General features: G+C 59.4%; 11 protein-coding genes. 3 read left to right on the top strand and 8 right to left on the bottom strand.

Annotation, left to right across the window (positions count from 1 at the left end; genetic code table 11):
* Positions 1 to 426: 426 nt before the first annotated feature.
* The 6 genes from eno to pheT all read right to left on the bottom strand — a co-directional run bounded on the left by eno (position 427) and on the right by pheT (position 8,009).
* On the bottom strand, positions 427 to 1,743 hold the full coding sequence (eno, locus tag B088_RS07150) for a phosphopyruvate hydratase (protein WP_018107736.1): 1,317 nt from the start codon (positions 1,741 to 1,743) through the stop codon (positions 427 to 429).
* A 172-nt stretch (positions 1,744 to 1,915) separates the two neighbouring features.
* Entirely contained in the window at positions 1,916 to 2,917 is a 1,002-nt protein-coding gene (locus B088_RS07145; protein ID WP_018107735.1) for a D-alanine--D-alanine ligase, read from the bottom strand.
* Between the two features lie 12 nt (positions 2,918 to 2,929).
* Positions 2,930 to 4,003, bottom strand: a complete 1,074-nt coding sequence (locus tag B088_RS07140; RefSeq protein ID WP_018107734.1) for an RluA family pseudouridine synthase — start codon at positions 4,001 to 4,003, stop codon at positions 2,930 to 2,932.
* A 32-nt stretch (positions 4,004 to 4,035) separates the two neighbouring features.
* Entirely contained in the window at positions 4,036 to 4,755 is a 720-nt protein-coding gene (locus tag B088_RS07135) for a PASTA domain-containing protein (protein ID WP_018107733.1), read from the bottom strand.
* Between the two features lie 14 nt (positions 4,756 to 4,769).
* Positions 4,770 to 5,510, bottom strand: coding sequence for a YebC/PmpR family DNA-binding transcriptional regulator (locus B088_RS07130; protein WP_018107732.1), 741 nt, complete (start codon positions 5,508 to 5,510; stop codon positions 4,770 to 4,772).
* A 33-nt stretch (positions 5,511 to 5,543) separates the two neighbouring features.
* A complete protein-coding gene (pheT, locus tag B088_RS07125; protein WP_018107731.1) occupies positions 5,544 to 8,009 on the bottom strand; it encodes a phenylalanine--tRNA ligase subunit beta in 2,466 nt (821 codons plus the stop codon).
* A 477-nt stretch (positions 8,010 to 8,486) separates the two neighbouring features.
* Here pheT and B088_RS07120 point away from each other — a divergent pair, with 477 nt between their 5' ends.
* The 3 genes from B088_RS07120 to B088_RS07110 are packed head-to-tail and all read left to right on the top strand — an operon-like array spanning position 8,487 to position 12,201.
* Positions 8,487 to 8,801, top strand: a complete 315-nt coding sequence (locus tag B088_RS07120) for a hypothetical protein (protein ID WP_018107730.1) — start codon at positions 8,487 to 8,489, stop codon at positions 8,799 to 8,801.
* A gap of 60 nt (positions 8,802 to 8,861) precedes the next feature.
* Entirely contained in the window at positions 8,862 to 11,156 is a 2,295-nt protein-coding gene (locus B088_RS07115) for a TonB-dependent receptor (RefSeq protein WP_018107729.1), read from the top strand.
* 4 nt (positions 11,157 to 11,160) lie between these two features.
* Positions 11,161 to 12,201, top strand: a complete 1,041-nt coding sequence (locus B088_RS07110; protein ID WP_018107728.1) for a hypothetical protein — start codon at positions 11,161 to 11,163, stop codon at positions 12,199 to 12,201.
* A gap of 69 nt (positions 12,202 to 12,270) precedes the next feature.
* On the opposite strand, the gene B088_RS07105 is transcribed toward B088_RS07110, so the two are convergent.
* Positions 12,271 to 12,660 carry a hypothetical protein gene (locus tag B088_RS07105; protein WP_018107727.1) on the bottom strand — a complete coding sequence of 130 codons (390 nt, stop codon included), beginning with the start codon at positions 12,658 to 12,660 and terminating at the stop codon, positions 12,271 to 12,273.
* Positions 12,661 to 12,669: 9 nt separating this feature from the next.
* Positions 12,670 to 13,755, bottom strand: a complete 1,086-nt coding sequence (locus B088_RS07100) for an HU domain-containing protein (protein ID WP_155802354.1) — start codon at positions 13,753 to 13,755, stop codon at positions 12,670 to 12,672.
* Positions 13,756 to 14,159: the final 404 nt, after the last annotated feature.

Here is a 14,159-nt window from a genome sequence, read left to right as displayed (position 1 = left end):
CCTGCGGGATCGGCAGGCGGTAGCAGCATGGCTGGGATCAGTCGACAGGATTGCACAGCGACAGGGATTATCACTTCTTTGCCTTAAGGCTCAAATGCGTCACCCCTGCGGCATGGTCCACCATTTGGATCTCTTTTAGGGACCTTTGCATAAAACCCCATCTGCGGCGTCACTTTCGAGATTAGGACTTGGTCATGTGCGTAAGAACACTCCCTTCGTCCTCACTCTCAGTTCCTTGCATCTGGGGTATTCTTCAAAGTCCCTGCCGAAAAAGCGGTGCTTTTTCGGCGAAAGACCATTTTGCAAAGGTCTTTTTTAGGGAGTCTTGATCCACTGTACCTGACTGTCTCGGGAGGTGATGAAAAGAAAAGGGGGCGACAAGTCGGTCTGACCTGTCGCCCCCTGTGGGCTCTCTCGAGGGAGAGATTACTTCTTGCGGCTTACGCTGCAGTAGCCGTACTGAGCCTTGTCACCCAGCTCCTCCTCGATGCGGAGCAGCTGATTGTACTTAGCGATGCGGTCGGTGCGGCTGAGAGAGCCGGTCTTGATCTGACCGCTATTGGTGGCCACGGCGATGTCGGCGATGGTGGTGTCCTCAGTCTCACCGGAGCGGTGGCTGGTGACGCTGGTGTAGCCGGCGCGGTGAGCCATCTCGATGGCGTCGAGCGTCTCGGTGAGGGTGCCGATCTGATTGACCTTGATGAGGATCGAATTGGCAGCGCCCATCTCGATACCCTTCTTGAGGTAGTCGACGTTGGTCACGAAGAGGTCGTCACCCACGAGCTGGCAGCGGTCGCCGATGCGGTCGGTGAGCTTGACCCAATTCTCCCAGTCGTTCTCATCCAGACCATCCTCGATGGAGTCGATGGGGTACTTGGAGATGAGCTGCTCGAGGTAGTCGATCTGCTCCTCGGCCGTCAGCTTCTTGCCATTGGGGTCCTTGGGCATACCGCTCTTGAGCTGGCGGTAGTCGTAGTACCACTTGCCATCCTCCTGTACAGCAAACTCAGATGCAGCGCAGTCCATGGCGATGCGCACGTCCTTGCCAGGCTCGTAGCCGGCGTCCTTGACAGCCAGGATGATGGAGTCGAGGGCGTCCTCGATGCCGTCGAGCTTGGGGGCGAAGCCACCCTCGTCACCGACAGCGGTGGAGAGACCGCGCTTCTTGAGCAGCTTAGCGAGAGCGTGGAAGACCTCGGTACCCATGCGGAGACCCTCACGGAAAGTCTCGGCACCCACGGGGCGGATCATAAACTCCTGGAAGGCGATAGGCGCATCAGAGTGTGCACCGCCATTGATGATATTCATCATCGGGACCGGGAGGACGTACGTATTGGTGCCGCCGATATAGCGGTAGAGGGGCAGGTCGAGTGCAGTGGCGGCAGCACGAGCGCAAGCGAGGGAGACGCCGAGGATGGCGTTGGCTCCCAGCTTGGACTTGGTCTTGGTACCGTCGAGCTCGAGCATCTTCTGGTCGATGCCGCGCTGGTCGAGGACGTCCATGCCGATCAGCTCGGGAGCGATCTTGGTATTGACATTCTCCACCGCCTTGAGGACGCCCTTGCCGCAGTAGCGCTTCTTGTCGCCGTCGCGGAGCTCGAGAGCCTCGTTCTCACCCGTGGAAGCACCACTGGGGACGCAAGCGCGACCGATGATGCCATACTCCAGCTCTACCTCTACCTCTACGGTGGGGTTGCCGCGAGAGTCGAGGATCTCGCGACCATGTACGTTCTGAATTTCCATTCTTCTCATTGTCTATAGGGATTAGTACTAAAAATCTTTCTTTACCGATGGCAAATATACCCAAAGTGTCCGACTTAAGTGGTCCATCAGCCCTCTTTTATAAGATCAAAAATGAAAAAGGGTCACGCCTCGCGTGAGACGTGACCCTGGATGGCTTGGTGATGACCGTCTGCTAACGGCGTGACCGCTGGTAGAGGAAGTCGATGATCCCCTCCAGCACCTTGCCTGGAGCGAGTCCGGCGGCGCGGATCTGCTGGGGGATAAAGCTGGTGGCGGTCATGCCGGGGGTGGTATTGACCTCCAGCAGCACCGGCGTGCCGTCGCTCTCGATGAAGTAGTCGACCCGGATGATGCCGGCAGCTCGTAGGTGACGGTAGATCTGGTGGGTCAGCTCCCTGACACGCGCTGTCGTCTCCTCAGGGATGCGGGCCGGCGTGATCTCGTCCACGGCGCCATTGTACTTGGCATCGTAGTCGAAGAACTCACTCTTGGGCACCACCTCGGTGATCGGCAGGATGTGGATCCCCTCGGCGTCCTCATAGGCGCCACAGGTGATCTCGGTGCCGGTGATGAGTGACTGGATCATCACGTCGCCGCTCTCGGCGAGGGCTTTCTCTATCGCCGGCTGCAGCTGCTCCCGCTCGGTGACGTGCGTCGTGGCGATGCTGGAGCCGCCGTTATTGGGCTTGACGAAGCATGGTAAACCCGGCTCTCGGAGCAGATCGTCAATGTCGATCCTGTCGTATTTGGTGAGCCGGACAGCCGGGGCGATCTTGATCCCAAAGGTGGAGAGGTAGCGAGCGCAGACGTACTTGTCGAAGGTGAGTGCCCCGATCAGCGTCGGGCAGCAGGAGTAAGGGATCTGGAGCATGTCGAGATAGCCGGTCAGGTGCCCGTCCTCGCCCGGCGTGCCGTGGATGGTGATGTAGGCGAAGTCGAAGCGGACCTTGCGTCCCGTCTCGGGGTGGACGAAGGAGAAGTCCCCCTTGTCGATCTCCGGGTCGCCCTCCAGACCGAGCACCGTCCAGTGGTCACGTCTCAGCAGCACCGGATAGATCTCGTACGGGCTGTCGGAGAGAAACTTCATCAGTCCCTCCTGACTTGACAGGGAGACGGTGTACTCGCCACTATAGCCGCCGGCGATGAGCGCAATCTTTAGTTTTTCTTGATCCATGATAAGATAAGGTCAGAGGTTCTCCACATTGCCGTCGTCGACGTACTTCCGCCACTTCTCGATCAGGGCGGTCATATCGGGCGGTAGTGTACTCGAGAAGTCCATCTGTCGCTTGAGTATGGGGTGAAAGAAGCCCAGTGTCTGAGCATGCAGCGCCTGCCTCGGGCAGATAGCAAAGGCATTCTCCACAAATTTCTTGTAGCTGGCGAAGCGATTTCCTCGGAGGATCCGGTCCCCACCGTAGACAGCGTCATTGAAGAGCGGGTGACCTTCATACGAGAGGTGGACACGGATCTGGTGGGTCCGTCCCGTCTCGAGGCGGCACCGTACCTGGCTGAGGTAGCCGAGGTACTCCTCCGTGGCGTAGTGGGTCACGGCTGTCTTGCCCACTTCGCCCTCGTAGGGGAAGGCGGCCATCCTCGTCCGGTCGCGCGGGTCTCGAGCGAGATTGCTCCTCAGAACGCCATCCGCCGGGTCCATATGTCCCCAGATCACCGCCACGTACTCGCGTCGGGTGGAGTGGTCGAAGAATTGCTTCCCAAGTGAGCTCTTTACCTCCGCCGTCTTGGCGATCACAAGGAGTCCGCTGGTGTCTTTGTCGATGCGGTGGACCAGTCCTATCGCCGGATCGTTGACATCGAAGTCGGGGTTATTCCGCAGGTACCAGGCGAGCCCATTGAGGAGCGTCCCGTCCCAGTTGCCGTGCCCCGGGTGGACCACCAGCCCGGCCGGCTTATTGACCACCAAGAGCCAGTCATCCTCGTAGACGATCTCGAGAGGCATCTCCTGGGGAGTGATCTCAAGGGTCATCGGCGGACGCTCCAGTCGCATAGAGACGCAGTCGAGAGGCTTGACCTTATAATTGGACTTGACCGGTTCGCCGTTGACGAAGATGAAGCCGGAGGAGGCTGCCCGCTGGATACGGTTGCGGGAGATCTTCGGCATCATATTGACGAGGAATCGGTCGACCCTCAGAGGCTCCTGCCCCTGATCCGCTCGTATGGCGTAGTGCTCATAGAGCTGGTCTACCTCCTCATCCTCCTCGTCTACCGGCTCCGTGTCTGTCGGTAGGTCTCTCTCGGTCATCTGGTGTAAGGTGTGTGCTGTGTGGCTGTCTCTCAGAGTTCCGGCAGATCCTCACCATCGGGCTCCTCCGTCTGACCGATCCGCTCAAGGGCTTCGGCGACCTCGCTATCTATAGCTGTGGTATCGGCATCGTAGAGACTGTCGAGCGAGATGGTGGAGGTGATCGACAGGACGAGCGGAGTATTGAATGGCAGCTTCGTCCCCGGCTGGATCACTCGGCCTGTCTGGCGGTCTGATACTTCCACGGCGAGGTCATTGTACCGTCCGGGGACCATCTTGACCGTCACGTCGATGAATCCCGCTGAGCGGAGAGCCGCCTCGGCACGGCGGCGGGAGGTGTCGTAGACGGCAGGCATCACCACCTGCTCCACGGTCGTGGTATTGGTGGTGAGGAAGATCGTTCGATGCTTCTTGATGATCGATCCGGGACCGGGAGAGGTCCTTAGGATCACTCCTGGAGCCAGTCCCTCGGTATAGATCGAGTCGACAATCTCGAGGTCCAGATCCATAGGCCGGACCGCACTCATCGCCTCCTCCCGGGTCATACCGGAGAGATCCGGCACCTTGACCGCCTCTCCATGGTGGGTGTAGACATCGAGGAGATAGAGTGCTCCCACCACGATAAGCGCCCCCACGACGACCATTGCCAGTAGGTTTAGCAGCGTGATCCCGACGGCTCGTCCTGCACTCATTGTCCGCTTTTTCTCCTCCGTCCGATCCTCTGTCTCTCTGTCCATCTCCTCCTCGCTCATATCAGGGTGTAGACTTACTCCTCCTCGCTGTCGTCCTCCGCCATGTCGGAGAAGACGTTTTGCACATCATCGTCGTCCTCGATCTTGTCGATCAGAGTATTGACCTCCTCGCGCTCCTCGGGAGTGATCTCCTTCGTCATCTTAGGCTCGCGAATGAAGTCTGCCGACTGGATCTCGAAGTCCATACCCTCGAGTGCGGACTGCAGGTCGCCATTGACGGCAAAGTCTCCCGTCACCGTATAGCCGTCGTCCGACTTGGAGACATCCTCTGCACCGGCATCGATCAGCTCCAGGAGCAGCTCCTCGGGATCGTACTCCTTGCCCTCCTCCTTGGGCGTGACGGTGAAGACCACCTTGTGATCAAAGAGGAACTCCACACTACCATTCACGCCGAGGCTTCCGCCGAACTTAGTGAAGTAGCTCCTGAGATTGGCCACCGTGCGGGTCGTATTGTCGGTCATGGTCTCCACGAAGATCGCAATGCCGTGCGGAGCATAGCCCTCGTACGTCACGATCTCATAATTCGCCTGATCCTTGTCCGTCGCCTTCTTGATCGCACGCTGGACATTCTCCTTGGGCATATTCTCCTTCTTGGAGGTCTGGATGAGTACGCGCAGGCGGGGGTTGGTGTCGGGATCGGGACCGCCGTCGCGTGCCGCGATAGTGATCTCCTTGCCCAGCTTGGTAAAGGTGCGGGCCATATTACCCCAGCGCTTCATCTTACGCGCTTTTCTGTACTCAAATGCTCTTCCCATGATTGTCTGTATCTATAGTCTCAGTCGACCGTTTTATCGGAGGGTAGCTCCGGTAGCGTGCTCGATTTGGTTGAAAATTTTCTTCATTGCTTTCTCGATCGCCTTATCGCTCAGCGTCTTGTCCGGGTCGAGGAGCTCAAAGGTGACCGCATACGACCGCTTGCCCTCAGGCAGGGTCTTATCCTCGTATACGTCGAAGAGCTCGACGCTCCTCAGCAGCTTGGGCTCCGCCTTCTCTGCCGCCTGCTTGATGGTGTCGAAGGTGACACTCTTGTCGACGAGGAGTGCGAAGTCGCGCTTGACGGAGGGGAAGCGGGGGATGCTCGTCGCCTTGGTCAGTCGACCGAGGACGCGGTGGAGCAGGATGTCCCACTTGATCTCAGCGAAGTAGACCGGCACGTCAATGTCGTGCATCGTCGTCAGCATCTCCCGGTTGAGGAGTCCCCAGCGGGCAAAGGTCTCGCCGCCCTTCAGCGAGAGTACCTGACACTTCTCGTAGAGCGGGTCGTCCTCCCTCTGCTCGCTGCTGATCTCTCCTGCGCTCACGCCCATGCGGATCAGGATTTGCTCGAGTACTCCCTTCAGTTCATAGACAGAGACCTCCCGCTCGGGGGTGATCCAGTTGCCGGTGTCGGTATCCCCGGTCATCCAGAGCCCGAGGCGAAAGCTCTCGTGGAAGCCACGTAGCGGATTCTCCTCCCTCTCGTCCATGCGGGTGTAAGTGTTGCCAAACTCGAAGAATCGGATGTTCGTCGCCTTGCGATTCAGATTCCGCTCGATCGACTCCAGTCCGCCGTGGACCAAAGTCTGACGAAGGGTGGAGAGATCGGCGGAGAGGGGATTCATCACCCTGACGGCCCGCTTGCTGCTCTCCTCATCGCTGTAGTAGGACTCTTTGGAGAGGGAATTATTCAGGATCTCGAAGAATCCCGCTCCCACCAATTGCTCGCTGATCACCTGCTGGTAGCGGACGCTCTGATCCTGGTAGGAGGGGGCGCCCATCGTCAGCGTCAGTCGCTGGTCCGGTGCCTGATAGGTATTGTATCCGTAGATGCGGAGGATCTCCTCGATCAGGTCCACATCGTGTGTCACGTCGAAGCGATAGCGCGGCACCTCCACGTGGATCCCCTCCTCGTCCTCACCGGTGATGGTGATCAGAAGCGACTCGAGGATATTACGCACCTGAGCCTTGTCGATCTCGAAGCCGATCAGACCATAGAGGCGCTTCCACGAGAGGTCGATCTTGTAGGGACCTACGGGATCGGGGTACTCGTCGTAGATGGCACTCGCCACCTCGCCCCCTGCCACCTCGGTGATCAGGTCCACGGCGCGGCGGAGGGCGTAGGGGATCTCATTGGGATCCAGTCCCCTCTCGTAGCGGAAGGAGGCATCTGTATTGAGTCCGTGCCGGCGGGCGGTCTTGCGCACGTACGTTGGGTGGAAGGTGGCACACTCGAGGAACATATTGGTCGTCTCCTCAGTGATGCCGGAGTCCTTCCCACCGATCACGCCGGCGATGCAGATCGGGTCGGTGGCGTCGGCGATCACCAGATCCCTCTCCGTCAGCTCGTACTCCTTGCCGTCCAGTGCGTTGAGCTTCTCACCCGCCTTAGCGAGCCGGACGTGCACCTCGCCGCCCCTGACCTTATCGAGGTCAAAGGTGTGAAGCGGCTGTCCGATCTCCATAAGGACAAAGTTGGCAGCATCAACCACATTATTCACCGGGTGGACGCCCATCGTCTCAAGTGCTTCGCGAAGCCACTTAGGCGAGGGACCGACCTTCAGCCCGCGTACGACCACTCCTGCATAGCGAGGAGCAGCCTCCGGGGCGTCGATATGTAGGCTCACCGGGTGCCCTTCCCCCTTTATCTCACTCACCTCAGGCTTATGGAGCGCCGTACGAAGTCCGCGCGAGCGGAGGTAAGCGTAGAGGTCGCGAGCCACGCCGTAGAGAGATGTACCGTCGACGCGATTGGGGGTGATGTCGATCGTGATCACCTGATCGGAGTGTACGCCGAAGTAGTCGGCCGCCTCGGTCCCGGCGGGGATGTCGTCCGGCAGCACCATGATCCCGTCATGGGCGGTTCCGAGCCCGATCTCATCCTCTGCGCAGATCATGCCGAAGGAGTCCTCACCGCGCATACGGCTCTTCTTGATCGTAAAGGACTCCTCCCCGTCGTAGAGCGTGCAGCCGATGGTGGCCACCACGACAGTCTGCCCGGCAGCTACATTGGGTGCACCGCAGACGATCTGTAGGGGTCCGTCCGGGCTGTACTTGCTACCGAGATCCACGGTGGTGATGTGGAGGTGGTCAGAGTTGGGGTGCGGGACGCAGGTGAGCACCTTACCGATGACGAGACCGCGCAGTCCGCCACGGATCGACTCGCGCGTCTCCACGCCGTCTGACTCCAGACCGGTTGATGTCAGGATGTCGCTGACCTCCTCAGCTGTGAGGTCATGGTCGACATACTTCTTGAGCAAGTTGTACGATACGATCATTCTTTTTCTCTCAATATATATATGTGCCGCTTGGCGTCATCCTCGTCTAAGGTCGATGGTACACGGCACAGGATACTCAGTATAATGGGACTACAAATTTAGCCCTAATTCCGTCCAATCACAAAAGCACCACTCCTCTCGCTCTGGGTGATGCATCTGAGTGGTGCGGAGAATCATTCTACAGACGTGTACGAAGCACCCGATAGGGCGCCTCCAAGAGCCCGAAATACCGATGGAGGATGGTGGTCCAGGAGAGGTATGTCCTCACCCCGGCAGTAGGTTGACGTCTGACTTTTTCAGAAGCTTTAGTGGTGCAAAAATACCACCTGCGTACGGAGCAAATGTCTCACAGAGTCTCTTGATGTCTTTTTCTGCTTCTTTCTGATGAAAAGTGGAAATTATCTCAGATGCGCCATGCCTAAATAGTTTAGATAGATGGAGGCATGTTGGGCTGTTTTTCTATATCTTTGCGGAGAAATGAAGAGAGAGCAACTCATAAGGGTGCTGGCCGGCGTGATGCTGGCGGTCTTTGGCTCGGTGGCGGTGACGCTGCCGGTCCACCTCTCGTCGCCCGATCACGTCAGCGGTCTCTGCGACACCTCGGCGACGAGTACCACCGGCTGTCTCTTCGTCCACTTTCTCTCCGAGACTTTTGCCGAGGGTGAGGGGACTCCTGAGGTCACTGCACCTCAGACCCCTGCTGTGGAGCTTTGCGTGGCTCCGACTCGGACACTTAGCTCGGTTTCTGTCACTCTTCCGGCTCTCCGTGCTCCTCCTTTCTCTCTACTGTAACGCCTGGCGTCGGTCGCTCTCCGGAGCGGTCGGCTTTGTTGTACTGTAGAGAGAAATCCAATGACACACTTATTATATGACGGCGTGAGGTGTACCCTCTTGGGGACACTGCTCACGCTCCTGACCCTGTCAGCGGCGGCTCAGTCGTGGCGGGTCACCGTCCTCGATGCCGAGGACAGACAGCCTCTGCCGGGCGTGATCCTCCGGCTGGGTCGTCACACCTATCTCACGGATGGCGCAGGTCTCGCCCTTGTCCCGACGGATGCAGGACAAAGGGGGGATCGGCTCGTCGGCAGTTTTGTCGGCTATGATCCCTTCGCGATTCCGGTGGCGAACCTGAGGGATACCACCATTTATATGCATCCTGCGCGCGAACTCCTGGGCGCTGTCGAGGTGGTGGCACAGCGGACGCCCAAGGAGCGAACGATGGTCGGCGAGGTGATCACCTCCGATGACCTCCACCGGACGATCCGGCAGGACCTGACCGATGCGCTGACGATGGTCAAGGGGGTAAGCAGCATCGGCACCGGTAGTGGCGAGGGAGTGCCGGTGATCCACGGGCTCTCGGGGAATAGGATCCTGATCATCCGAAACGGCGTGCGGCAGGAGGCGCAGCAGTGGAATGTCGACTTCGGTACCCGGCTCCACGCTGGGCATGCCGGTATGATCACCGTTCTCAAGGGGGCAGAGTCGGTTCGCTACGGCAGCGATGCCCTTGGCGGGGTGATCATCGTGGACAGCCCTCTGCTGCCCTACGGCGAGCGAACTACCGGGCGGGTCGGAGCGGAGTATGGCTCTAATGGTCGCAGCCTCGGAGCTGACTTTGCGCTCGCCGGGAGTCCTTTGCCCTCCTTTGCCTACCGTCTCCAGGCGGCGTATGCCAATGCAGGGGATCGATCGACCGCCACATATCTCCTTAATAATACCGGCTCTCGAGCTGGAGACCTTGACCTCAATCTCGGGTGGAAGGGGGAGAAGGGGCTGGTGGAGCTCTTTTATAACCTGAGCGACCACGACGAGGGGATCTACTTCGGTGCACAGCTCGGCAGCGTCGACCAGCTGCAGGAGCGGATCCGACTGGGACGCCCGGTGGAGACTGCCCCTTTCTCTCGCTCCATAGCCTTCCCCCGTCACCGATCGGTCCATCACAACCTCCGCCTGCGGGGGGAGTATCACAGCGACCACCTTGGCACCCTCGCCCTCTGCCTCGCCTACCAGCGCGACCGTCAGCGGGAGTACCACTTCCGCCGTATGGATCGCTCCTCGATCCCGAGTGTGAGCCTGACGCTCGACAATGCTCAGGGCGACTTCACTTGGTCGAAAAGCTATGGTCCCTGGTCGAGCGAAGTGGGGAGCGGGGTCACCTACAGCAATAACTACAATCAGCCCGGTACGGGAGTGGTTCCCCTGATCCCCAATTATGTACGCCTCTCGGGCGGGCTCTACGGGGTGCAGAAGTACCAGACTGAGCGGCTGGCTCTCGAGGCGGGCGGGCGGATCGATGGCCTTTACCTCAATGCCGAGGGCATCGACCTCTACTCCCGTCCCTATGGGGGTGAGCGGCGGTATCTCAATCTCACTGCCATGGCGGCGGCACACTACCACCTCCTTCCCTCCCTCGCTCTCACGACGCAGCTCGGCAGCGCCTGGCGGGCGCCCCATGTGGCGGAGCTCTGGAGCGAGGGACTGGATGCGGCCGGCGGGCTCTATCTCAAGGGGGATGAAACGATGGGTAGCGAGCGGGCGCTGAAGTGGATTGCCGCCATCGACTACTCCTCGAGCGCCATTCGCGCATCGATCGAGGGCTATCTGCAGTGGATCGGAGGGTATATCTACAAGGCTCCGACGGGAGACTTCTTCCCGGTCCTCAGCGGCGTCTACCCGCTCTTCCGCTACCGTAGTACCTCCGCCTTTCTCCGCGGTGTGGATGCGGAGGTCCGCTGGTCGCTCACCGACCGAATCTCGTACCGGGTGCTGGGGGGCATCGTCCTCGGCAACGAGCGCTCCACCGGGCGGTATCTCCCCTTCATCCCCCCGTTTCGCCTCACTCAGACGATCGACGTGAAGCTCCCCCTCTGGCGGGAGACCACGATCAGGCTGTCGCATAAGTATGTGGCCAAGCAGCGGCGATTTGATCCCGATCAGGATCTGATCCCTTACGCTCCGCCGGCTTACCATCTCCTCGGACTCGAGGCGGGGACGATGATCCCGCTCTCCGGAGAGCAGTCGCTCAGCATCGCACTCTCCGTCTCCAATCTGCTGAATAAGGAATATAAGGAATACACTAATCTCTCGCGGTACTACGCACACGACCTCGGTCGGGATGTGCGACTGGCCGTGACCTATCACTTTTGATATCATGAAGAAAACTATCTACACAACGCTTATCTCCCTGCTGCTCCTGACTCTTGGTCTCGCAGCTTGCAAGCCCAGTACCCCTGTCGACGAGGTACAGAATAAGAATCACGACGACCCGAAGAAGATCGAGCTGATCCTCTTCGACTGCCACTTCCACGGCAATAAGGTGCACGCCACGCCTGAGCAGAAGGGCGTGAAGTACCTGACGCGCGAGCAGGTGATGATCCTCGAGGAGGTTCCCGGCAAGGGGTGGCAGATCTCGCCCAAGGGAGTCGACCGCTTCATCGTTCAGGGCGGCAAGGAGGGCGTGAAGTCTCCAGACCTCTCCACGATCATCGATCCGGCCAAGAGGGACTGGACTGATCAGACCTTCATCGCCGAAGATCAAGCTGGTCTCGCCAACCGCCAGTATGGCCTCCTCATCAAGATGTACGATAAGGAGGGGAAGGAGATCACGGGTCAATTTGCCACCAATGGCGAGGACAAGCGACACCAGTTCTTCTTCACCGCCCGCAACATTCGCTCCACAGAGTTTGGCGACCCGACTATGAAATTTACCGACGGTGACTACCAATACATGTATTACTACTACTTCGATACCAACCCTTGGGATAAGTCGCTATACGACGGGGCAAAGTACACCGGCATCTCTAATCCGATCGGGCTGAAGGGCTTTATGGAGTTCCCCGTGACAGAGATCCGATTCGAGCTACAGCTGACACTCCTCCATGCGAGATCCAGCAAGTTTAGCGGCGAGGGCGGTCGTCCGTCGCCCTTCTACGGTATGACGCCCAAGCAGCGAGCTACAGATGTGGTGGACATCAACCTGAAGGGGATCCCCTTCGTTGTCTTTGCCAACGCCGGTGAGTACCTCTCGACCAATACGCACGACCTCTCCAAGCTGAAACCTGAGGAGAGGCTCCTGGTGGAGAAGCTGAGCGACGCCGCCGGCATCACCGAGCAGGAGGCACTGGATGACCTCTGGTACTTCCCCTTCGGAGAGACTCCCGAGCACAGTCTCAGTGAGGGTCGCTACCTCTGATCTAAGGAGCCTTTACAAGAGCCCCCCGCAAGTACGAAACTTGCGGGGGGCTCTTTTTTTTGTGTGGAGTTACCTAAGGCGCTTGCGCTGCTTGCGGTAGCGGTAGTAGGTGCTGCCGGCAAAGGCGGCGAGGACAAGGAGTGACGCCAGCTCCTCCCGGAGGTAGTCGAGTGACTGCGTGCAGTGGAGGATGAGACTCACCACCAGCAGCACTCCGATAACGATGTAGCCGGCTGCCACCTCGCGCCACGCTCGGTCGAGCAGGTAGAGCGAGTGGATCTCGCCGGGGGAGCCATAGCAGGCGTTGGGATAGCTGAATACGGAGATCAGGGCAAAGAGTGCCACCATATAGATGTGGTCGTGCCAGGGTGCCGGTCCCGTCACCATCTCGTAGATGTAGTAGAGCGCTCCGAGGAGACCCAGTATCACGGCGATCGTCGCTAATACCTGCCTATTCATACGCTGTATTTATTTATCAAGATAGATCCAGGACTGACTGTACTCCCTCTCCTTCCGCACCTCTCTCATCTGCTCCACTGCGCGATCCGAGTCCTCCAGTGCGTGGGAGAAGATCCGTCGCTGACCGTTACGCATCATCAGGATGCCGGCGTCGGGGAAGGTCTCGAGGAGCTTGTGCGACTTGAGGTAATTCTCCATCTCCCTGTCAGTCATCAGACTGGCGATGATGATGTAGTGCCGCGGAGTGATCTCCCCCTGCCGGTAGATCGGCAGTCCCTCATAGGTCTCTCGCTTCGGCTCAGCCGGCTTGGCGACGGACTCCTCGGGGGTCTCGACGACCGGCTTCGCCTGCTCCACTGCTTTCGTCGCCTGCTCCGTGGGGACGGGCTTCGGGTGAGAGGTGGGCTTACCGCCTCGAGTGATTAGGAGAATGATCCCACCGAGTAGGACGAGCCCGATCAGGCAGCCGATGATGATCTGTACCGCCTTGCTCTTACTCTGTGTGTGATGTGGCTCGGGATTCCTCGGCTCGATGGGCGGCGTCGGTGTCTCGGTCGGCGTGGAGACTTCTTCGGTCTGCACCGGCTCGTCAAGGATTGGCTCCGCCGGTGGCGCCGGCTGCTCTGTGGTGGAGTAAAGGGGGATCTCCTTCCTCTCCTCCGGGACCGCTCCATCGCGCATCATCAGCGTCACCGCCGGGAGGTCAAATCCCCGCGCCCCGCCATCGCTGCGGAAGGTGATCTTACCGCTCTGCCACGGATCTCGTATCAGCATCCCGAGGTGTCCGATGGTGACCGGGGCGCCGGTCTCCAGTCTCTCAGACAGCTCGGCAATATCGGCCCGAAGACGCTCCCCGGCAGCGAGCGCCTGCTCCTCGGGGCTTCCCTCGCCGGATAGGTAAAGTCGGCGGAGGATGCCGTCATCGGCGGCGTTGCCGGAATTGAAGCGAACCTGCTTCCTCGGCGGGTAGATCAGTCCCTTGGCTCGGTCGAGGCGCGCCGGCAGACGGTCGATACGGAACGTCCCCAGCCCCGGGAGGGCAAACTTGCTCTGCTCCCCCAGTGTCAGCTCGATGTATTGCGTCAGCTTGCTCATAGTCTTGTCTCGGAGGGTAAAGTTACCCCCTTTTTCTGAAAAGTAGAAAAAGCCTCCGGTCTCCCACCAGGGGTGACGCATTTGAGCATTGGGGTAATCATAGACCAAGGGGGCTCATCCGTGAGGCACCCGAAGGGTGCTCGCTCCATAGGCATCGGTCATCCGCGAAGCGGTGACCGATGTACAGAGACCCGTCCCTACCCCCTCGACCCCTTGCGGGTCGCCGAGCAGAAATCCTCTTTNCCGGNGACCCGCAAGGGGTCGAGGCCTAATGCGTACNCTTATACATCGGTCTTCGGCACTTCGTGCCTCGACCGATGCCTATGGAACGGGCATCCTTGCGGATGCCGGTATGCTGTCAGAGCCTAGTATATTTGGCAGAACGTCCGACTCGTCCAATAGCC

It is taken from the genome of Porphyromonas bennonis DSM 23058 = JCM 16335, from assembly GCF_000375645.1.
GTDB classification, from domain to species: domain Bacteria; phylum Bacteroidota; class Bacteroidia; order Bacteroidales; family Porphyromonadaceae; genus Porphyromonas_A; species Porphyromonas_A bennonis.
The sequence above is the reverse complement of the archived record's forward strand: the minus strand, read 5'-3'. Positions and strand labels throughout refer to the sequence as shown.